The organism is Frankia sp. RB5, from assembly GCF_059816245.1.
Genome location: NZ_JCBATA010000066.1, coordinates 1 through 19,016, shown reverse-complemented (window position 1 = coordinate 19,016; position 19,016 = coordinate 1). Strand labels below are relative to the sequence as shown.

Here is a 19,016-nt window from a genome sequence, read left to right as displayed (position 1 = left end):
CGCGGTTCGCGGCCCCACCGGGACGCCACCCGCTTCGCCACCACCTGTCCCGACTCACGACTGGCGAAGGCCGACCTTTGCCTGCCGGAGTACACCCCCAGCCCTCGAGAGGCGACCGTCCACCTCTCGAGGGCCTTGCGTTTAAGGAAATGACGCGCAGTGCTAGCTGCAGCCGCTGGTGGAGCCGCACTGCTCGCAGACGTAGCAGCTGCCGGCCGGGCGCATCGTCACGCCGCAGGTGAAGCAGAGCGGGGCGTCCACCACGGTCTGCGCGACGAGCGTCTCGCCGGGGGGCGCCAGGCGTAGCTCGCGGGCGACCTGCGCCGGGCCGAGACCAACCGCCACGCCGTTGCTCCGCGGCGCGGGTGCCGCCGGTGACGCGGACCGCTCGCCGCCCGCCGCCGGTGCTTCCTCGGCTGGCGCCGACACCGGGGCCGCCGGCACGTCCACCGCGGCGGTGGTGTCGGCGGGCGAGGCGTACTGGCTGGCGACGGCACGGGTGCGCTCGGCCGCGGAGGAGATGCCGAGCTCGGCGCGGTGGTCGGCGTCGAGGTAGTCGAGGGCGAGCCGGCGGAACAGGTAGTCCATGATCGACTGTGCGATCCGGACGTCCGGGTCGTCGGTCATGCCGGCGGGCTCGAAGCGCATGTTGATGAACTTGCTGACATACGCCTCCAGCGGCACCCCGTACTGCAGGCCGATGGAGATGGCGATGGCGAAGGCATCCATGACGCCGGCCAGGGTCGAGCCCTGCTTCGACATCTTGATGAAGACCTCGCCGAGACCATCGTCCGGGTAGGAGCCGGCGGTCAGGTAGCCCTCGGCGCCACCGACGGTGAACGACACCGTCTGCGACGGGCGGGTCTTCGGCAGTCGCCGGCGGACCGGACGGTACTCCACCTCCACCTCCGCCAGCGCCGCCACGGCGACCGGGGCGACCGGGGCGGACGGGGCGGACGGGGCGGACGCCGACGCGGCCGCGGCCGCCCGCGCGTCCGCGGCCTGCTTCGCGCCCCTGACGTCGGTCAGCGGCTGGCCGACCTTGCAGTTGTCCCGGTAGATGGCCAGCGCCTTCAGGCCGAGCTGCCAGCCCGCCAGGTAGATCTCCTCGACGTCCTCGACGGTCGCCGTGGCCGGCATGTTCACCGTCTTCGAGATCGCGCCGGACAGGAACGGCTGCACCGCGGCCATCATCCGCACGTGGCCCATCGGCGAGATCGCCCGCTCGCCGATCGCGCAGTCGAACACCTCGTAGTGCTCCGGGCGCAGGCCGGGAGCGTCGATGACGTGGCCGTGCTCGGCGATGTACTCGACGATCGCCTCCATCGTCTCCTCCGGGTAGCCGAGCGCGCGCAGCGCCGCCGGGACCGTCTGGTTCACGATCTTCATGCTGGCGCCGCCGACCAGCTTCTTCATCTTCACCAGGGCGAGGTCCGGCTCGATGCCGGTGGTGTCGCAGTCCATCGCGAGGCCGATGGTGCCGGTGGGGGCGAGCAGGCTGACCTGGGCGTTGCGCCAGCCGTGCTTCTCGCCGACGGCCTGCGCCTTCGACCATTCCTTCGAGGCGGCGGCCAGGACGCGGGCGTCCTCGGCGTCCACGGTGCGCACCTCGTCGTTCGCGGCGGCGTGCTTGCGCACGACCCGGCGGTGGGCGTCGGCGTTGCGCGCGAAGCCCTCGTAGGCGCCGACGATGCCGGCGAGTTCGGCGGAACGGCGGTAGGCGGTGCCGCTCATCAGCGAAGTGATCGCCGCGGCGAGTGCCCGGCCGCCATCCGAGTCGTAGGCGCGGGCGCTGGCCATGAGCAGGGCGCCGAGGTTGGCGTAGCCGATGCCGAGCTGCCGGTAGGCGCGGGTGATCCGGGTGATCTCCGGGGTCGGGAAGTCCGCGAAGCAGATCGAGATGTCCATCGCGGTGATGATCAGTTCGACGGCGGCGACGAATGCGTCGGCGTCGAACGTCCGGTCCGGGCGCAGGAACTTCAGCAGGTTCAGCGACGCCAGGTTGCAGCTGGAGTTGTCCAGGTGCACGTACTCGCTGCACGGATTGGAGGCGCTGATCCGCCCGCTCTCCGGGCAGGTGTGCCAGTCGTTGATCGTGCCGTCGTACTGGATGCCGGGGTCGGCGCAGGCCCAGGCGGCCTCGGCGATCGTGCGGAACAGGCCCTTGGCGTCGATCGTCTCGATCGCCCGGCCGTCGAGGCGGGCGCGCAGGTCGAAGCCGGTGCCGTCGACGACGGCGGTCATGAACTCGTCGGTGACGCGCACGGAGTTGTTGGCGTTCTGGTACTGCACGGAGGCGATGTCGCGGCCACCGAGGTCCATGTCGAACCCGGCGTCACGCAGGGCGCGGATCTTCTCCTCCTCCCGCGACTTCGTCTCGACGAACTCGACGATGTCCGGGTGGTCGACGTCGAGGACGACCATCTTGGCGGCCCGGCGGGTGGCACCGCCGGACTTGATCGTGCCCGCGGACGCGTCGGCGCCGCGCATGAAGCTGACGGGCCCGGACGCGGTGCCGCCGGAGGACAGCAGCTCCTTGGACGACCGGATCCGCGACAGGTTGAGCCCGGCCCCGGACCCACCCTTGAAGATCAGCCCTTCCTCGCGATACCAGTTGAGAATCGACTCCATGGTGTCATCAACTGAAAGAATGAAACACGCGCTCACCTGCTGAGGGGCGGGGGTTCCGACGTTGAACCAGACCGGGGAGTTGAAGCTGAAGACCTGGTGGAGCAGCATCCAGGTCAGCTCGTGCTCGAAGGCCTCGGCGTCGGCGTCGCTGGCGAAGTAGCCGTGCTCGCGGCCGGCGGCGACGTAGGTCAGCACCACCCGGTCGATGAGCTGGCGCAGCGAGGACTCCCGGGCCGGCGTGCCCGGCGCGCCGCGGAAGTACTTGCTGGTCACGATGTTCGAGGCGTTGACCGACCAGAAGTCGGGGAACTCGACACCGCGCTGCTCGAAGTTGACCGAGCCATCCCGCCAGTTGGTCATGACGACGTCCCGGGTCTCCCAGGTGACCTCGTCGTAGGGGTGGACCCCGGCGGTCGTGCGCGAGCGGCGGATCTTCAGCCCGGTCGCCGTCCTGGCCCCCGACCTGCCCGCCTTGGTACCGCGACTTTCGGTCATGACGCTCCTCGTCCTGTCAGTATCTCTCGTCGTCCTGCGTCTGCGCGTCGTCCTGCGTCTGCGCGTCGTGCTGTGCCTGCGCGTCGTGCTGTGTCTCTGCGCCGTGCCGTGCCTGCGCGTGGTGCCGTGTCATGTCGGTGGGGCGCAGCGTTCCCGGCCGTGGGCGAGCGCATGGTCAGGGCTTCGCCCGTGTGCGCCGGCGGAGCGCGGCGCGCGCCCGCGCACACCGCGGCCAGGCCGCACCGGCGGCGGACGCGCGGTACCGGCGGCGCTCGCCGGTCGGGCAGGGCACCCCGGTGATCAGAGGAACCGGCCGGCGAGACGGTGGGGCTCGACGGGAAACGGCGGGCCGGATGCCGGGTGGGGCGTGGCCTGTGGCCCTCGCCGGGCTGTCAGGGGTGGCGCGCCGGCGTGGCGCCAGGCGCGCCGAGCGCCCTGGCCGCACCGTGCTCTCCCGCGACGAGCCCGTCCCGGCCGAGGCCGCCTTCCACGACGTTCAGCTGGCTGGTGCCGGCGCGTCGGCGGGCGGCGGAGTCGGCACCGTCCGCCGCGCGGCCGCCGCGGGCGGGGGCGGGCTCGCCGTCGAGCTCCCCGTCCGGCGGCACCGCGGCAGGTCCGGCGCGTTCCAACGCACCCGTCGCCGAGCTCGGGCCGTCGTCGTCACCGCGGCGGCCGGCGTTCCTGGCCGCTTCCGCGCCGCGGCGGGCGCCGGAGGTCTCGGACCGCAGCGCCGTGATGGCGCTCTCGAAGTCGGCGAGCGACTCGAAGGCGAGGTACACCGAGGCGAACCGGAGATAGGCCACCTCGTCGAGCTCGCGAAGCGGGCCGAGGATCGCCCGGCCGATCGCCTCCGCGGGAATCTCCGCCGAGCCGGCGGACCGCACCGCGTCCTCGACCTGCTGCGCGAGCAGGGCGAGATGATCGTCGCGCACCGGGCGGCCCTGGCATGCCTTGCGCACGCCGGCGATGACCTTCGCGCGGCTGAAGGGCTCGGTCACACCGCTGCGCTTGAGTACCCGCAGCGACGCCTCCTCCATCGTGGTGAACCGGCGGCCGCATGAGAGGCAGGAGCGCCGGCGCCGGATCGCTGAGCCTTCCTCGGCCTCTCGGCTGTCGACGACACGGCTGTCCGGATGCCGGCAGAACGGGCACCGCACGCGAGACGCCTCCTTCACCGAGCCGGCCGACAGCCCTTCCGCACCGTCCCGACGTCGGCGCACCGGGACGGACCGCGGGCCCCACCGCCGCACCGATCCGGTGGGACCTGTGGACGAGCGGCCCTCGTTCTGTGGAAGACCTGTGGATCCACCTGTGGATGACTTACACCTACGTAAGCACCAGATGTTGTGTCCAACTTAGCGCACGACCCCATGGATGGGAAAACCGACCCCCCGCATGCCACACGAGGACATCAGCCCGCGGGGGCCCGACGACCCTGGGCGAAGCCGCCTCAACCGCCCGCACCCGGCCCGATGCGGAGGCGTCACCGCGGCGACCATCGACCACCCGCCGTCGCGACCGCCGGTGTCCGATCAGGCGGCTCCCGACATACCCCCGCCGGGCCTCACCCATCCAGTAAGAGGAACTGGCCGGGGGTGAGCTGGGCGGAGGACAGATCGTTGATCCGCATCAGCCGATCGACCACCACGCGCGTGTCGGCGTCCGGCTCGAGCACGGCGGCGATCTCCCACAGCGACTCCCCCGCCACGACCAGGTGGCCGCGTGGCGGCTCGTCCGACCACGCCAGCGAGGCCCGTGGCACCACCACCGCCAGCATGGCCGCGATGAGCATCGCCGCGGCCATGGTGACCACCACCCGACCACGCCTGGTCAGCCGAAGAGGCGCCGGCTCCCGTCGCACTCGCGACCGCGACGGAACCCCGCTGGCCGGCCCGCGACCAGGCGCCGGCATCGGATCCCGCCCGTGCGGCGCCGCGGTGCCGTCCGACCTCGCACCGTCCCGGCGCGCCACGGGCCCGCGCGACGCCGCACCGCCCCGCGGCCCCTGGCAGCTCGGCGACGACACCCGACCAGGCGCCGCCCTCGCCTCGCGGGACCGGGAATGGGACGGGAACAGACCGGCGTTGGCGGGCACCGATCGAGGACCGGGACGGCCAGCCGGCGCTCCCGCGGACCGCCCGGCGACCCGTTCCCGGACCACGGCCAGGTCGATGACCTGCGCCGAGCAGCTGGGACTCACGACATCCTCCCGTGGCGAGCGGGCCGGGACCACCAGGCGGGCGAACCCCAGTTCGATCGAACTCCTGGTCGATTGTCGCACCCGGCGCGGATCTGGCAAGAGGACACGCTCGAACAAGCGTTTGAGATTCCGCGACCGTCCGGTTACCGTCAAGACGATCAGGTGTGCACCGGGTGGATTCTCCGGGTCGCGGACGGACGCACGCCGTGGGGGTGTCGGGATCGCGGGCGATCCCGACCGCGACGCGGCGCTCACCCGTCGGACGTGGGGTGACCAGCTGGTGACCACGTACGCGACGAGTAGGTACGTGACGAACGACGTACGCGACGAACGACGTACGCGACGAGGAGAGCGGTAGCGATGACCACCCAAGGCAGGGGTACACGCCGGGGCGGGGCCCGCGGCAACGTGCGGGCCTTTCCCGAAAACCCCGCGGACGCGGCCGGACTGACCCCCCGGCAGCGCAAGGTGCTCGAGGTCATCCGGGCCGCCGTGGAGCGGCGCGGATACCCGCCAAGCGTCCGCGAGATCGGTGAGGCGGTCGGCCTGACCAGCACGAGCAGCGTGGCGCACCAGCTCAAGGTGCTGGAGGAGAAGGGCTACCTGCGGCGGGATCCGAACCGTCCGCGGGCGATGGAGGTGCTCAGCCCGGACCGCCCGCGCCGCCGCGCCCAGGCGGCGCCGGCCGCGGTGGTTCCCGCGTTCGGCGGTGAGGCCGCCGCGGCGCCCGGCGGCGAGGCGTCAGCGGCCTACGTGCCGGTGCTCGGGCGGATCGCGGCCGGCGGCCCGATCCTCGCCGAGCAGGCGATCGAGGATGTCTTCCCGCTGCCCAAGGAGATCGTCGGCGAGGGCACGCTGTTCCTGCTGCGCGTGGTCGGCGAGTCGATGATGGGCGCCGCGATCTGTGACGGCGACTGGGTGGTGGTCCGCCAGCAGCCGGTCGCGGACAACGGCGAGATCGTCGCCGCGATGATCGAGGGTGAGGCGACGGTGAAGCGCCTACGCGTCCGCGACGGGAAGATCTGGCTGCACCCGGAGAACCCTGCCTTCAACGACATCCCGGGCGAGGAGGCGACGATCCTCGGCCGGATCGTCGCCGTGCTGCGCAGGGTCTGACCACGCGACGGCCGGCCGCGCGTGGCGGCCGGCCGATCCGTGGTCTGCCCGATCCGCTGGGCGATCCGCGGTCCGACGAACTCAGGCCGATCCGGGCGTGCTTCGGCCGGGTCAGAGCGGAGCCGGTCAGGCGTCCGGACCCGGCGCGGCGTGGGTCAGGCCCGGAAGGCGTCGAGATCGGCGGCGAGTGCCGGCGACACCCGCGCGGTGAGGCGGGTTCCGTCTGCCGTGTGCTCCTGCCCGAGTACCTCGCCGTGGGCGTGGACCCGCGAGACGAGCTCACCCCGGGTATAGGGGACGAGCACCGTCAACTCGACGTCCGGGTGCGGAACCCGCAGGCACAGCGCGTCAACGAGCGCGCCGAGCCCCTCCCCCGTCCGGGCCGAGACGAACACCGCCTCGGGCGCCAGCTGGCGAAGCTCCGCGACGACGGTGGGAGCGACCGCGTCGACCTTGTTGACGACGATCAGTTCGGACACGCCGCCCGCGTCGATGTCGTTGAGGACCTCGCGGACGGCGGAGATCTGCGCGGCCGGGTCGGGCGCGGAGCCGTCGACGACGTGCAGCAGGAGATCCGCGTCGGCGACCTCCTCGAGCGTCGAGCGGAACGCCTCGACGATCTGGTGGGGAAGATGGCGTACGAAACCCACCGTGTCGGTCAGGGTGAACGCGCGGCCGTCCGGCAGGGTCGCCCGGCGCACCGTCGGGTCGAGGGTGGCGAACAGCGCGTCCTCCACCAGGACGCCGGCGCCGGTGAGCCGGTTGAGCAGCGAGGACTTGCCGGCGTTGGTGTAGCCGGCGATCGCCACCGCGGGCACCTCGCCGCGCCGCCGCGCCGCGCGCTTGGTCTCCCGCACGGTGGACATCCCGGCGAGTTCACGGCGCAGCCGGGCCATCCGGGCGCGCAGCCTGCGCCGATCGGTCTCGATCTTCGTCTCACCGGGGCCGCGGGTACCGATGGGAGCGCGCCCGCCACCACTGGCCGCGGCGCGCGACATCGACTCACCCCAACCACGCAGCCGGGGCAGCATGTACTGGAGCTGGGCCAGCTCGACCTGCGCCTTACCCTCTCGGGAGGTCGCGTGCTGGGCGAAGATGTCCAGGATGAGAGCCGTCCGGTCGATGACCTTGACTTTGACGATCTCCTCCAGCTGGCGCAGCTGGCCGGGGGTGAGCTCGCCGTCGCAGATCACCGTGTCGGCGCCGGTCGCGGCGACGACCTCGGCGAGTTGACGGGCCTTGCCGGAACCGACGTAGGTCGCCGCGTCCGGCCGGTCGCGGCGCTGCACGAGCGCGTCGAGGACGACCGAGCCGGCGGTGGTGGACAGCGCGGCGAGCTCCGCCATCGATGCCTCGGCCGCCCGCAGCGAGCCCGAGGTCCACACGCCGATCAGTACCACCCGCTCCAACCGCAGCTGGCGGTACTCGACCTCGGTGACGTCGTCCAGCTCGGTGGCAAGGCCCGGTACTCGACGCAGGGCCGCTCGGTCCGCCAGATCGAGCTCGTCGCCGGATTCGGCGAAAAAGCCCGAAAGATTGCCCGAATCGTCATCGGTGAGTTCAATGAGGGATCTGTCGAGGGTGGACGCGTCCAGGGCGTCGGCAGGAAGTGTCATACCATCCGTTCTCAACGCGGCCCGCTGCCGCGGCATTCCGCGCCGGTTCATTTAGCCAGGTCACACGCCTTCTCGGTGACCCGGGGGCGATCCCGCCATCGAAGGGGCCGGCCCGGGCCAGCCCGGCCGCACCGCTTCGGTGTTCCCCGGCGGAATCGTCCCGTCGCCTGCCAGGGTCCCACGCCCCAACGAGGATCGCGAACGGTTTAGCCGCCTCGTTCCGGCGATCCCGCCCGTCGTGGTGACTCCGCCGCACCCGGCGCCATCCCCGCGGGGATCATGACGCGCTCACGGCCGCGCCACGTGACCGGGCACGGCAGGCGATCCGGGAGATCAGCCGACGGGCGTAGCGTGGGCGCGGTGTATCGCGAGCGCCGGGCCGCCCGCCTGCCGGCGACGATCTGGTTCGCGGGCGCGAGTGGGCTGGAAGCGGGCCCGATGGTGCGACGGATCCTGCCGGACGGCTGCGTCGACGTCATCTGGAGCTCCGACGGGCGGCTGATCGTCGCCGGGCCGGACACGGTCGCGAAGCTGGCCCACTGGGTGCCGGGTGTGCGCCATGTCGGCGTGCGCTTCGACCCCGGGCACGCGCCGGCCCATCTGGGCGTCGACGCCGGCGAGCTGCGCGACGCCCGCCCGCAGCTCGCCGACCTGTGGGGCGGCGGCCCCGCGCGCCGCCTCACGCACCGGCTCGCGGCGAGCGGCGAGCGGGCCGCCCAGGCGTTGGAGGACGCGCTGGCCGCCCGTCCCCGTCACCGGGAGCTCGCGGATCCGCTGGTGCCGGCGATCGTCGCGGCGATCGGCGGCCGATCGTCGATGGCCGGCGTCGCCGCCGCGACCGGGCTCAGCGAGCGCCAGCTGCTGCGCCGCTCGCGCCGGGCGTTCGGCTACGGCCCGAAGACGCTGGCGCGCATCCTGCGGTTGCAGGACGCCCTGCGGGCGGCGCGCGACGGCGGCGATCTGGCCACGGTCGCGCTCGAGGCCGGCTACACCGACCAGGCGCATCTCGCCCGTGACACGCGCGCGCTGACCGGGGTGACGCTCACCGATCTGCTGCGCCCGTCCGGCGGAGGTCAGGACACCGCGGCGGGCGGTGTCGGGACGTCGGCGGCCGCCGCCAGCGCGGCGAACAGGTCGACGTGGTTGCCGTCGGGGTCCAGGACCGTCGCGTAGCGCTGGCCCCAGAAGGCGTCCCAGGGCGGCAGGTGGCCGCGGTGGCCGGCGGTGAGCAGCTCGGCGTACCGGGCGTCGACCTCGGCCGGATCGTCGCAGGCGAAGGCGAGAGTCAGCCGGCCGGCGCCGGCGGACGGCGTCCAGTCCGGGTCGAAGGAGCGGATGGTGCCCTCGGTGTCGAAGGCGAGGCGCAGCCCGCCGGGAAGGGCGACCTCGACGTGCGGCTCGGTGTCGGCGCCGGGCGGCGGATCCAGGCCGAGCACGCGGTAGAAGGCCAGGCTGCGGGCCATGTCGGTGACGATCAGGCCGATCAGGTTGAAGGTCGGTGCTGGCATGGCCGCAGCCTAGGACCGCTCGTGGTGGGTGGTCTTGTCAAAAACGGACGTCGACGCCGGCGTCGAGGACCTCGGCGGCGTCGGCCACTCCGGCGGCGTCCGTCGGCACCCGCGGACCGCGCGCCGCGAGCGCCGCCGGGCGCACCACGCCGTCGAACACCAGCTCGGCCGGACCGCGCAGCAGCACCGTGTCCGACCGCCAGATGACCACCAGGCCCCCGCCGGGGACGTCGACCGCGACCTCGACCGCGGACCCGGCGGCCGCGGCGGCGACCACCGGCCCGAGACCGGATACGGCAGCGGAGCCGGACCGGGGCGCGGCGAGAGGAGCGTCGGGACGCAGTCCCTGCCGGCGAGCCCAGGCGACGGCGACCGCGCAGGCACCGGTGCCGCAGGAGGAGGTCTCGCCGACCCCGCGCTCGTACACGCGCATGGCCACGCCGCCCGGCCGGTCGACGACGATCTCGACGTTCACGCCGTCCGGGAAGTCGACCGGGGAGAACGTGGGGGGGCGGGTCAGGTCGAGGCGAGCCAGGGCGGCGGCGTCGAGGTCGTCGGCGAAGCAGACCGCGTGCGGGTTGCCCATCGAGACGGGCGCCGCGGTGAACGAGCGCCCGGCGACGGTGACCGGCGCCCCGGCACTCGCGCCGGGCCGCGGGACGCCCATGTCGACGGTGACGTCGCCCACCGCCGGCACGTCCACCAGCCGCAGCCCGGCCCGGGTGGCGATCGGGAAGCGCCCGGGCTGGGCGTAGCCCGCCGCGACCAGGTAGCGGGCGAACACCCGGGCGCCGTTGCCGCACATCTCGGCGATCGACCCGTCGGCGTTGCGGTAGTCCATGAACCAGCGGGCTGTCCCGGCGCCGGCGGGCGCGGCGGCCTCGGGCGCGGCGGCCGCGAGCACCACCCGCAGCACGCCGTCGGCGCCGATGCCGGTGCGGCGGTCGCACAGCGCGCGGACGAGTTCCGGGGTCAGCTCGAGGTCGCCGTCCGGATCGGGCAGCACCACGAAGTCGTTGCCCGTGCCATGACCCTTGACGAAGCGCAGCTCCCGATCGTCCCGCACGCGCTCATCGTACGGGCGGCGTCAGCCGGCGGCCGCCTGGACCCAGGGCCGAAGACGATCATCGGACCAGGCCGGGGGTTTGTACCAGCGGTCGGGACGGCCGCGGCCGAGCGCGATCAGCCGGGCGTCCTCGACCGGCACCGGCGGGCAGAACACCGGCCCGATCGCCCGGTCGCAGTCGAGGTCGAGCACCCGGCCGGCGAGCTTGGCGGTGTCCACCCCGTCGGCGACGACGGTCAGGCGCCGCTGGTGGGCGAGGCGGACGATCGCCGCCACCACCGCCTCGCCCTCCAGGTCGCGCATGGTCGCGCGCAGGAACGCCCCGTCGAGCTTGACCAGATCGAGCGGCAACAGGTCCAGCATGGTCAGCGAGCCGTACCAGGTGCCGAACGACTCCACGGCGATCGCCACGCCCAGCGCGCGCAACCGGTCGAGCAGCGGCGGCACGACCGGTGCGGCCAGGACCAGGGCGCGTTCGCTGAACTCCAGCCCGAGGGCGCCGACCGGCAGCAGGCGGCCGGACAGCAGCCGGTCGATCTCGGCGACGAACGAGGGGCTGGTCAGCTGGCGCCCGTCGACGTTCACCCACAGGCGGGGCGGGCGGATCGGCGTGCCGACGGCCATCCGGTGCCAGGTGCGGGCCTCGGTGACCGCCATCCGCAGCACCCACTGGTCGACCTGGTGGACGAGGCCGGCGGCGGCCGCGATCGGCATGAACTCGGCCGGGCCGAGCACCCCGCGCTCGGGATGCTGCCAGCGCGGATGCGCCTCCATGCCGGGTACCGACCCGTTGTGCAGGTCCACCTCGGGCTGGAAGTGCAGCCGCAGGGACCCGTCGTCGAAGGCGGCGTAGAGGGCGGGAACGAGGGTGAGGTCGGGCGGGCTGTCACCAGCGGCGGGCGGCGCGGTCACATCGATCTCTCCAGACGCCGAGCGGGACCGACCATCGGCGCGCCGGTGCCGGCGGCGCCGCGGCCTGGCGCCGACCGTGGCCCCGGCGATCGGCCGAGGACCGGTCACCCGTCAGAGGGAACCCACCAGCCGTAGCGCCTGGGTGACGTCCGGTTGGCGAAGCCAGACTATCCGCTCATCTCGCCGAAACCAGGATCTTTGCCGCCGCGCGAAGCGGCGGGTCGCGGTAATTGTTGCCAGCTTGGCCTGATCGGCGGACTCCATTGCGCCGTCAAGCCACGCGAGCAGCTGAGCATACCCAAGCGCACGGGATGCCGTACGACCATCCCGGAGGCCTTTGTCCGACAACTGTCGCACTTCGTCCGGAAAACCCGTCTGCCACATTCTCTCCACCCGTTGCTCGATGCGGATGTCGAGATCGTCGCGGTCGACGCCGATCTGGATGACGTCGTACACGTAGTGATGCTCGGGCAGGGTCGCCTCGAAGGTCCCGGTCAGATCGACGACCTCCAGGGCGCGCACGAGGCGACGGCCGTTGGTCGGCAGGATCGCCGCGGCGGCGCGCGGCGCGCGGCGGGCGAGCTCCTCGTGCAGGGCCGGCGCGCCGCGGCGGGCGAGCTCCTCCTCCCAGCGGGCCCGCACGGCTGGATCGGTGCCGGGAAAGGTCAGGTCGTCGAGGGCGGCCCGCAGGTACAGCCCCGAGCCGCCGACGAGCACAGGCACCCGGCCCACGGCGAGCAGCCCGTCGATCACCCGCCGGGCGTCGTGCTGGTAGCTCGCGACGTCGGCGGCACGGGTCACCTCCCAGGCGTCCAGCAGGTGGTGGGGCACCCCCCGGCGCTCGTCGAGCGGAACCTTGGCGGTGCCGATGTCCATGCCGCGGTAGAGCTGCATCGAGTCGGCGTTGACGACCTCGCCGCCGAGCGCGAGGGCGAGGGCGATGCCCAGATCACTCTTGCCCGCCGCCGTCGGCCCGACCACGGCCACCACCGGCCCGGGCAGTCCGCGGCCGCTCATGCCGGTGGCGCGCCGCCCTCGGCGGGACGGCGGGTCCAGGTGGCGACCAGGTAGCCGACGCCGTAGGGCGCGTCGTCGTACGTCACGTCGCCCTGCCAGGAGACGTGCGGCGCGCCGCACGGGGTCGTGGCCCGCAGCGCCCCCGCGAGGACCTGCCAGGATGCCCGACCGGCCGCGAGCAGGTCGGTGGCCAGCCCCGGGTCGAGGTCGAGCAGGCCGGCCGGGTCGGCGCCGGCCAGCGCGGCGGCCGCGGCGGCGTCGAAGGCCGCGGCCCGCTCGTCGAGACCGCCGGGCGCCTTCAGCGTGCGCCGGGCCGACCCGTCGCCCATCACCAGCAGCCCGAGCCGCTCCCCCGGCCCGCTCGACGCGGCCAGCCCGGCACCGAGATCCGCCGCCTCACGCGGCGAGTGGGCGGCCGGTACGCCGAGCGCCGAGCGCTCGCCCGCCCACCCGGCGGCGGCGAGCAGCCAGGCGCCCACCGTCAGGGACAGCGGCAGCTCGGGCGGCCCTGGCCGCGCCGCCGCGGCGGTGGGCGGCCCGAGCGGGACGGTCAGATCCACCCCGAAGCCGGCGAGCGTTCCCGTCGCCGTCGGTCCGTACCGGGTCTCGGCCGGCGCCTCGCCCACGACCACGATCCGGTCCGGGCACGCGGCGACCAGGCGGCGCACGGCGTCCACCGCGACGGCGCGGGCGGCCACGGGCTCCCCGCGCCCCACCTCCGGCAGGAGCAGTGGCGGATGCGGGCAGACCGCCGCGGCGACGAAGGTCATCGGGGGGTGCTCAGCGCGACCACCGGACCGGCCTCGGCCGCCGGCTCGGGCGGGCGCAGCGACGGCATGCCGAGCGCGACCGCGGGCCGCTGCTCGGGCCCCGCGTCGGCGGCGCGGCGGGCGTGCTCCCAGGCGTCGCCCGCGCGGGTGCGCCGATGCGACAGCAGCGGGCCGTCGGCCGTCAGGTGATGCGGCGCGCCCCGGGTCACCACCGTCTCCACCACGTCCCCGGGACGAGGACGTCCCCCCGCACCACCGTCGCCACCGGCACCGGCGTGGAAGTGGACCAGCCGGCCGTCGCGGGCCCGCCCGGTCATCCGACCGGTGGCGTCGTCCTTGCGGCCCTCGCCCTCCGCGACCAGCAGCTCGACCCGACGCCCGACCAGCTCGCGGTTCTGCTCCCAGGAGATGTCGTCCTGGAGGGCGACGAGGCGGGCGTAGCGCTCGGCGACGGTCGCGCGGTCGATCTGGCCGTCCATCGTGGCCGCCGGCGTACCCGGCCGCGGCGAGTACTGGAAGGTGAACGCGCCGGAGAAGCGGGCCTGGCGGACGACGTCTAGGGTGTCGGCGAAGTCGGCCTCGGTCTCGCCGGGGAAGCCGACGATGATGTCGGTGGTGATGGCGGCGTCCGGCATCGCGGCCCGCACCCGATCGATGATGCCGAGGTACCGCTCCTGGCGGTAGGAGCGCCGCATCCGGCGCAGCACCGCGTCCGAACCGGACTGCAGCGGCATGTGCAGCTGGTGGCAGACGTTCGAGGTCGCCGCCATGGCGTCGATGACGTCGTCGGTGAAGTCGCGGGGGTGCGGCGAGGTGAAGCGCACCCGCTCCAGGCCCTCGACGCGGCCACAGGCGGCGAGCAGGCGGGCGAACGCGCCCGGGTCGCCCAGCGAGCGGCCGTAGGAGTTCACGTTCTGGCCGAGCAGGGTGATCTCCAGCGCGCCCTCCGCGACCAGCGCCTCGACCTCGGCGAGCACGTCGCCGGGGCGCCGGTCGCGCTCGCGGCCGCGCAGGCTCGGCACGATGCAGAAGGTGCAGGTGTTGTCGCAGCCGACGCTGATGCTGACCCAGGCGGCGTGGTGGCTCGCCCGGCGGGTCGGCAGGGAGCTCGGGAAGACCTCGAGCGCCTCGGCTATCTCGAGCTGCGCGGCGGCGTTGTGCCGGGCGCGCTCGAGCAGTACCGGCAGCCGGTGCAGGTTGTGCGTGCCGAACACGACGTCGACCCACGGCGCCCGGTCGAGGATCGTCGACCGGTCCTTCTGCGCGAGGCAGCCGCCGACGGCGATCTGCATGCCGGGATGGCTCTTCTTGACCGGGACGAGCTGGCCGAGGTTGCCGTACAGCCGGTTGTCGGCGTTCTCCCGCACCGCGCAGGTGTTGAACACCACGACGTCCGCCTCGGCACCGGGGCCGACCGGAACGTAGCCGGCGGACTCGAGTAGACCGGAGAGCCGTTCGGAGTCATGAACGTTCATCTGGCATCCGAACGTGCGTACCTCGTAGCTGCGGCCCTTCACGCTCCCCAGCCTACGGCGTGGCGTGGACCGGCCGGTCGCGGTGGACGGACACCCTTCCGCCGCCGCGCCCCGGCGCCGGCTCCGTCATCCTCCCGCCGCCCCCACCCATCCCAGGTTCCCATGTCAGCAGATATACAGATTGGCAGTTGAATGACACCAGTCGCGCTACTATGCGCCGAGTGGCCGGCGACCTGGGACGCGCCGGGCACGGCGCCGGACAAGACTTCCCCGCGACCTGTCGGGCCGGCGACTGCCTCGCGCGCCTGGCGGCGTCGGCGCCGCTCCGCCGGAATGATCGGCCCATCGCCCCGCTGTTTCGCGATCGTGTCGGAGGTCGGCGTGCCCCTGGTGACCCTTGAAGGTGTCAGCAAGTCCTTCGGCGACCATCGAGTACTCACCGAGATCGACCTCGCCGTCGACGCGGGCGAGGTGGTCGTCGTCATCGGGCCGTCCGGCTCGGGCAAGTCGACGCTGTGCCGCTGCGTCAACCGGCTCGAGACGATCGACGAGGGACGCATCCTCTTCGAGGACAGACCGATTCCGGCCGAAGGCCGGGAACTCGCCCATATGCGATCCCGGGTCGGCATGGTCTTCCAGTCCTTCAACCTGTTCGCCCATCGCACGATCCTCGACAATGTGACCCTGGGTCCGGTGAAGGTACTGGGGCAGAAACGGGCGGCGGCCGAGGCCCGGGCTCGGGAACTCCTGGAGCGCGTGGGCATCGCGGACAAGGCGGACAGCCTGCCGCGACAGCTTTCCGGCGGCCAGCAGCAGCGGGCCGCGATCGCCCGCGCGCTCGCCATGGATCCGGTCCTGATGCTTTTCGACGAGCCGACCTCGGCACTGGACCCGGAGATGATTTCCGAGGTCCTCGACGTGATGCGCTCGCTGGCCTCGTCGGGAATGACGATGATCGTGGTGACGCACGAAATGGGCTTCGCGCGTTCCGCCGCGGACCGGGTCGCCTTCATGGCGGACGGCCGGATTCTCGAGATCGCCCCGCCCGCCACCTTTTTCGACGCCCCCCAGACGGATCGCGCCAGGGACTTCCTGGCCCGGATCCTGCGGCACTGACCATGCCCGCGCAGGCGCCGACGGTCCGGGCGGCACACCCACGGCACGCCCCACCAGCACAGGCGGGTGATCCGACGCGACCGCGGCCTGGCCGGACCGATCCGCGCCGGCGGGGGCGTGCCACGACATCCGTCCTCATCCCCGGGACCACCGGCCGCGCCAGGGCCGCGTCTACCGACAACAGCGGAACCACCAAGACCACCATCGGCGCCACCGGGACAGCGTCACCGTCATCCGACCCGTGCTCCGGTCCCCTTACGCGGAGCGCACCGAGAGGAATGTTCATGCGCGTACCGTTTACCCGCAGCCGGCTGCAGCCCGCCGGAGCTCGCCCCCACTCGCCCGCGGCTGCCGGCCGGGCGGTCCCCTCCGCGCGTTCCGGCGGCACCCGGCTCGGCAGCGGCGCCAGGCGCGACGCGCGCCGGCGCGGGGGCGCGCTGATGCTCGGCGTGGCGATGCTCGCCGCGCTGGGGCTGACCGCCTGCGGCAGCAGCGACGACGGCGACTCGGCGACTCCCAGCGACTCGGCGAGCTTCGCCCCGGGCACGACAATGGCCCGCCTACACGACGCAGGAAAGATCACCATTGGGACGAAGTTCGACCAGAACTACTTCGGTCTGAAGAACCTCAGCGGCAAGCCCGAGGGCTTCGACGTCGAGATCGCCAAGATCATCACAGACGGGCTGGGAATCCCGCGTGATCACGTGAACTTCGTTGAGACCGTCTCGGCCAACCGCGAGCCTTTCATCCAGCAGGGCCGCGTCGACATGGTGGTGGCCACATACACCATCAACGACAAGCGCAAGAAGGCTGTCGACTTCGCCGGGCCGTACTTCATCGCCGGGCAGTCGATCATGGTGGCGAAGAACAACACGACCATCACCGGCAAGGACTCGCTGGCCGGCAAGAAGGTATGTTCGGTCAGCGGTTCCACCCCGGCCGAGAACATCCGCAAGGTGGCCCCCGCCGCGCAGCTGGTGTTGTTCGACGGCTATAGCAAGTGCGCCGACGCCCTGAAGAACGGCCAGGTGGACGCGGTCACCACCGACAGCGTGATCCTCCTCGGCATCATCGACAAGGACCCGGAGGCCTTCAAGCTGGTCGGTGGCACGTTCACCCGCGAGCCTTACGGCATCGGTATCCACAAGGGTGACACCGCTTTCCGGACGTTCATCAACGACACCCTGGAAGCCGCGTACAAGGACGGCCGTTGGGCGAAGGCGTTCTCCTCCACCGTCGGCAAGGTGGTGCCGAACACGCCGACGCCGCCGCCGGTCGACCGCTACACCTCCTGACCGGCCAGGGGCGCGCGGGTCGGGTCCGGCCCGCACGCCCCGGCCGCCGGCCCCGCGCAGCCGTTGCCCTGGACGGTGCCCAGCGGCCGTAACCCCGGACAAGGGAGCACCGCGATCGACGCCGTTCTCGACAACCTCGACATCTTCGCCGAAGGCTTCCGCCGCACGGTCGCGCTGAGCGTGCTGGCCGCGGTCGCGGCGCTCCTGGTCGGCACCGCGCTGGCGGCGATGCGGGTCTCGCCCGTCCCGCCGCTGCGCTGGTTCGGCACCGCTTACGTGCAGACCGTGCGCAATACGCCACTGACCGTCATGTTCTTCTTCGTCGTCTTCGTCCTGCCGCAGGTCGGCGTCGTGTTCTCGTACTTCGTGTTCGCGGTGGTCGCGCTGTCGATCTACCATGCGGCACTCGTCTGCGAGGCGGTGCGGTCGGGCATCAACGGGGTCGACGTCGGCCAGGCGGAGGCCGCCCGGGCGCTCGGGCTGACCTTCTCGCAGAACCTGCGGCTGATCGTGCTGCCGCAGGCGTTCCGCAACGTGCTCCAGCCCCTCGGCAGTGTGCTGAGCGCGCTGATCCGCAACACGTCCATCGCGGCCGCCTTCGGCGTCCAGGAGCTGACCGGCGTCGTCCAGCGGCTGACCACGGCCAACCCGGACTCGGTGATCGCCGTGCTGCTCGGGGGCATGGTCGGCTACCTGATCCTCACCCTGGCGTTGGCGGGCGCGCTGGCGCTGGCCGAGCGGCGGGCGGTGACGATCCGGTGAGCAGCACACCGATCGTGCTCGCCGATCCGCCGGGGCCGCGGGGACGGCGGCGAATTCTGATCGCCAGCTTCGTCGCGATCCTGGCCCTGGCCGGCCTGGTCACGCTCGCGGCGCTGCGACTGGCACACCGGGGCCAGTTCGACAGCGAGCTGTGGAGCGTGTTCGTCGACCACCCGGACCTGCGCACCCTGCTGTGGCACGGCCTGCTCGCCACGCTGCGGGCGGCGCTCACGGCGATGGCCTTCGCCGTGGCGGTCGGCATCGCGCTGGCGGTGGGCCGGATGTCGGCCAGGCGGGTGGTCCGAATTCCGGCGACCGGCCTGGTGGAGCTGTTCCGCAGCGTGCCGGTCCTCATGCTGATGCTGTTCGCCTACCTGGGCCTGCCAGCCCTCGGCTGGAAGCTGTCCGCCTTCTGGGCGGTCGTCCTCGGCCTGACCGCCTACAACGGCGCGGTGCTCAGCGAGATCTTCCGGGCGGGCATCGGATCGATCGACCGAGGCCAGTCGGAGGCGGCGGCCGCGCTGGGCCTGCGGCCGGGGCAGACCTTCCGGCTCGTCCTGTTTCCCCAGGCGGTGCGGCGGATGAGCCCGGCCCTGGTGAGCCAGCTCGTCACCCTGCTGAAGGACACCTCGCTGGGTTTCGTGATCGCCTACAGCGAGCTGCTGCGGTCCGGGCGCGGGGCCGTCGAGTTCCTCGGCAGCCGCTACGCGGTGCCCGTCTACACCGCCGTCGCGGTGCTGTACATAGCCACGAACGGCGCACTGTCGTTTCTCGCGCACTGGCTGGAGGGCCGGCAGAACCGCCGCCTCGGCAACGGACGGGCCGCACCGGGCGCGGCCGAGGCCACGGCGGCGGAGACCGGGACGGCACCGACGCCGCCCTGACCTGACGGGCCTGGGGCCCTGACGGGCCTAGCCCTGTCTTCCGCACGTTCGTGTGGTGAGACAGCTACGTGGTTGATTGTTCGGATCGGGTCGGGTTGATCGGGATCCGTGGTGGCGGGTCTGGGACTGTTCGTGGCTGTGTCGGTTGTGGCG

At 72.9% G+C, this 19,016-nt stretch carries 16 protein-coding genes; 6 read left to right on the top strand and 10 right to left on the bottom strand.

Annotated features, from left to right (window positions below):
• Nucleotides 1–162 precede the first annotated feature (162 nt).
• The 3 genes from AC6EXY_RS26860 to AC6EXY_RS26850 all read right to left on the bottom strand — a co-directional run bounded on the left by AC6EXY_RS26860 (nucleotide 163) and on the right by AC6EXY_RS26850 (nucleotide 4,942).
• Nucleotides 163–3,126, bottom strand: a complete 2,964-nt coding sequence (locus AC6EXY_RS26860; RefSeq protein ID WP_499818409.1) for a vitamin B12-dependent ribonucleotide reductase — start codon at nucleotides 3,124–3,126, stop codon at nucleotides 163–165.
• Nucleotides 3,127–3,518: 392 nt separating this feature from the next.
• Complete coding sequence (gene nrdR / locus AC6EXY_RS26855; RefSeq protein WP_101832605.1) at nucleotides 3,519–4,283, bottom strand: transcriptional regulator NrdR; 765 nt, start codon at nucleotides 4,281–4,283, stop codon at nucleotides 3,519–3,521.
• 407 nt (nucleotides 4,284–4,690) lie between these two features.
• Nucleotides 4,691–4,942: a LysM peptidoglycan-binding domain-containing protein gene (locus AC6EXY_RS26850; protein WP_243407679.1), complete on the bottom strand. Its 252-nt coding sequence runs from the start codon at nucleotides 4,940–4,942 to the stop codon at nucleotides 4,691–4,693.
• 744 nt (nucleotides 4,943–5,686) lie between these two features.
• On the opposite strand from AC6EXY_RS26850, the gene lexA reads away from it, so the two are divergent.
• Nucleotides 5,687–6,442 (top strand): transcriptional repressor LexA, encoded by a 756-nt coding sequence (gene lexA / locus AC6EXY_RS26845; RefSeq protein ID WP_101832607.1) that lies wholly within the window; start codon nucleotides 5,687–5,689, stop codon nucleotides 6,440–6,442.
• A 155-nt stretch (nucleotides 6,443–6,597) separates the two neighbouring features.
• On the opposite strand, the gene hflX is transcribed toward lexA, so the two are convergent.
• Nucleotides 6,598–8,058 (bottom strand): GTPase HflX, encoded by a 1,461-nt coding sequence (hflX, locus tag AC6EXY_RS26840; RefSeq protein ID WP_101832608.1) that lies wholly within the window; start codon nucleotides 8,056–8,058, stop codon nucleotides 6,598–6,600.
• Nucleotides 8,059–8,409: 351 nt separating this feature from the next.
• Between hflX and AC6EXY_RS26835 the strand changes: the two genes are divergently transcribed.
• Complete coding sequence (locus AC6EXY_RS26835; RefSeq protein ID WP_243407681.1) at nucleotides 8,410–9,231, top strand: AraC family transcriptional regulator; 822 nt, start codon at nucleotides 8,410–8,412, stop codon at nucleotides 9,229–9,231.
• Here AC6EXY_RS26835 and AC6EXY_RS26830 read toward each other — a convergent pair.
• The 6 genes from AC6EXY_RS26830 to miaB form a co-directional block, all read right to left on the bottom strand.
• Nucleotides 9,132–9,566, bottom strand: a complete 435-nt coding sequence (locus AC6EXY_RS26830) for a VOC family protein (protein WP_101832610.1) — start codon at nucleotides 9,564–9,566, stop codon at nucleotides 9,132–9,134. The two genes, AC6EXY_RS26835 and AC6EXY_RS26830, sit on opposite strands and share 100 nt — an antisense overlap.
• A 37-nt stretch (nucleotides 9,567–9,603) precedes the next feature.
• Nucleotides 9,604–10,632 carry a diaminopimelate epimerase gene (gene dapF / locus AC6EXY_RS26825; protein ID WP_101832611.1) on the bottom strand — a complete coding sequence of 343 codons (1,029 nt, stop codon included), beginning with the start codon at nucleotides 10,630–10,632 and terminating at the stop codon, nucleotides 9,604–9,606.
• Between the two features lie 21 nt (nucleotides 10,633–10,653).
• Nucleotides 10,654–11,544: an EAL domain-containing protein gene (locus tag AC6EXY_RS26820; protein ID WP_499818411.1), complete on the bottom strand. Its 891-nt coding sequence runs from the start codon at nucleotides 11,542–11,544 to the stop codon at nucleotides 10,654–10,656.
• 111 nt (nucleotides 11,545–11,655) lie between these two features.
• Entirely contained in the window at nucleotides 11,656–12,561 is a 906-nt protein-coding gene (gene miaA / locus AC6EXY_RS26815) for a tRNA (adenosine(37)-N6)-dimethylallyltransferase MiaA (RefSeq protein ID WP_101832613.1), read from the bottom strand.
• Nucleotides 12,558–13,331, bottom strand: a complete 774-nt coding sequence (locus AC6EXY_RS26810) for a class III extradiol ring-cleavage dioxygenase family protein (protein WP_101832614.1) — start codon at nucleotides 13,329–13,331, stop codon at nucleotides 12,558–12,560. The genes miaA and AC6EXY_RS26810 overlap by 4 nt, the downstream gene beginning before the upstream one ends.
• Nucleotides 13,328–14,806: a tRNA (N6-isopentenyl adenosine(37)-C2)-methylthiotransferase MiaB gene (miaB, locus tag AC6EXY_RS26805; protein ID WP_243407682.1), complete on the bottom strand. Its 1,479-nt coding sequence runs from the start codon at nucleotides 14,804–14,806 to the stop codon at nucleotides 13,328–13,330. The genes AC6EXY_RS26810 and miaB overlap by 4 nt, the downstream gene beginning before the upstream one ends.
• Nucleotides 14,807–15,187: 381 nt before the next feature.
• Here miaB and AC6EXY_RS26800 point away from each other — a divergent pair, with 381 nt between their 5' ends.
• From AC6EXY_RS26800 to AC6EXY_RS26785, 4 genes are all read left to right on the top strand, one after another.
• Entirely contained in the window at nucleotides 15,188–15,922 is a 735-nt protein-coding gene (locus AC6EXY_RS26800; RefSeq protein ID WP_101832655.1) for an amino acid ABC transporter ATP-binding protein, read from the top strand.
• 440 nt (nucleotides 15,923–16,362) lie between these two features.
• Complete coding sequence (locus AC6EXY_RS26795) at nucleotides 16,363–17,217, top strand: glutamate ABC transporter substrate-binding protein (protein WP_499818412.1); 855 nt, start codon at nucleotides 16,363–16,365, stop codon at nucleotides 17,215–17,217.
• 141 nt (nucleotides 17,218–17,358) lie between these two features.
• The gene (locus tag AC6EXY_RS26790; protein ID WP_243407692.1) at nucleotides 17,359–17,979 is read left to right on the top strand and encodes an amino acid ABC transporter permease; all 621 of its coding nucleotides are present in this window, start codon (nucleotides 17,359–17,361) and stop codon (nucleotides 17,977–17,979) included.
• Nucleotides 17,976–18,863 carry an amino acid ABC transporter permease gene (locus AC6EXY_RS26785; protein WP_101832616.1) on the top strand — a complete coding sequence of 296 codons (888 nt, stop codon included), beginning with the start codon at nucleotides 17,976–17,978 and terminating at the stop codon, nucleotides 18,861–18,863. The genes AC6EXY_RS26790 and AC6EXY_RS26785 overlap by 4 nt, the downstream gene beginning before the upstream one ends.
• Nucleotides 18,864–19,016 lie beyond the last annotated feature (153 nt).

Bases quoted from the DNA above. Each gene is read 5' to 3' on its own strand.
- AC6EXY_RS26860 (WP_499818409.1), bottom strand. From the start codon at position 3,126: ATGACCGAAAGTCGCGGTACCAAGGCGGGCAGGTCGGGGGCCAGGACG.
- lexA (WP_101832607.1), top strand. From the start codon at position 5,687: ATGACCACCCAAGGCAGGGGTACACGCCGGGGCGGGGCCCGCGGCAAC.
- hflX (WP_101832608.1), bottom strand. From the start codon at position 8,058: ATGACACTTCCTGCCGACGCCCTGGACGCGTCCACCCTCGACAGATCC.
- AC6EXY_RS26830 (WP_101832610.1), bottom strand. From the start codon at position 9,566: ATGCCAGCACCGACCTTCAACCTGATCGGCCTGATCGTCACCGACATG.
- miaA (WP_101832613.1), bottom strand. From the start codon at position 12,561: ATGAGCGGCCGCGGACTGCCCGGGCCGGTGGTGGCCGTGGTCGGGCCG.
- AC6EXY_RS26810 (WP_101832614.1), bottom strand. From the start codon at position 13,331: ATGACCTTCGTCGCCGCGGCGGTCTGCCCGCATCCGCCACTGCTCCTG.
- miaB (WP_243407682.1), bottom strand. From the start codon at position 14,806: ATGAACGTTCATGACTCCGAACGGCTCTCCGGTCTACTCGAGTCCGCC.
- AC6EXY_RS26795 (WP_499818412.1), top strand. From the start codon at position 16,363: ATGCTCGGCGTGGCGATGCTCGCCGCGCTGGGGCTGACCGCCTGCGGC.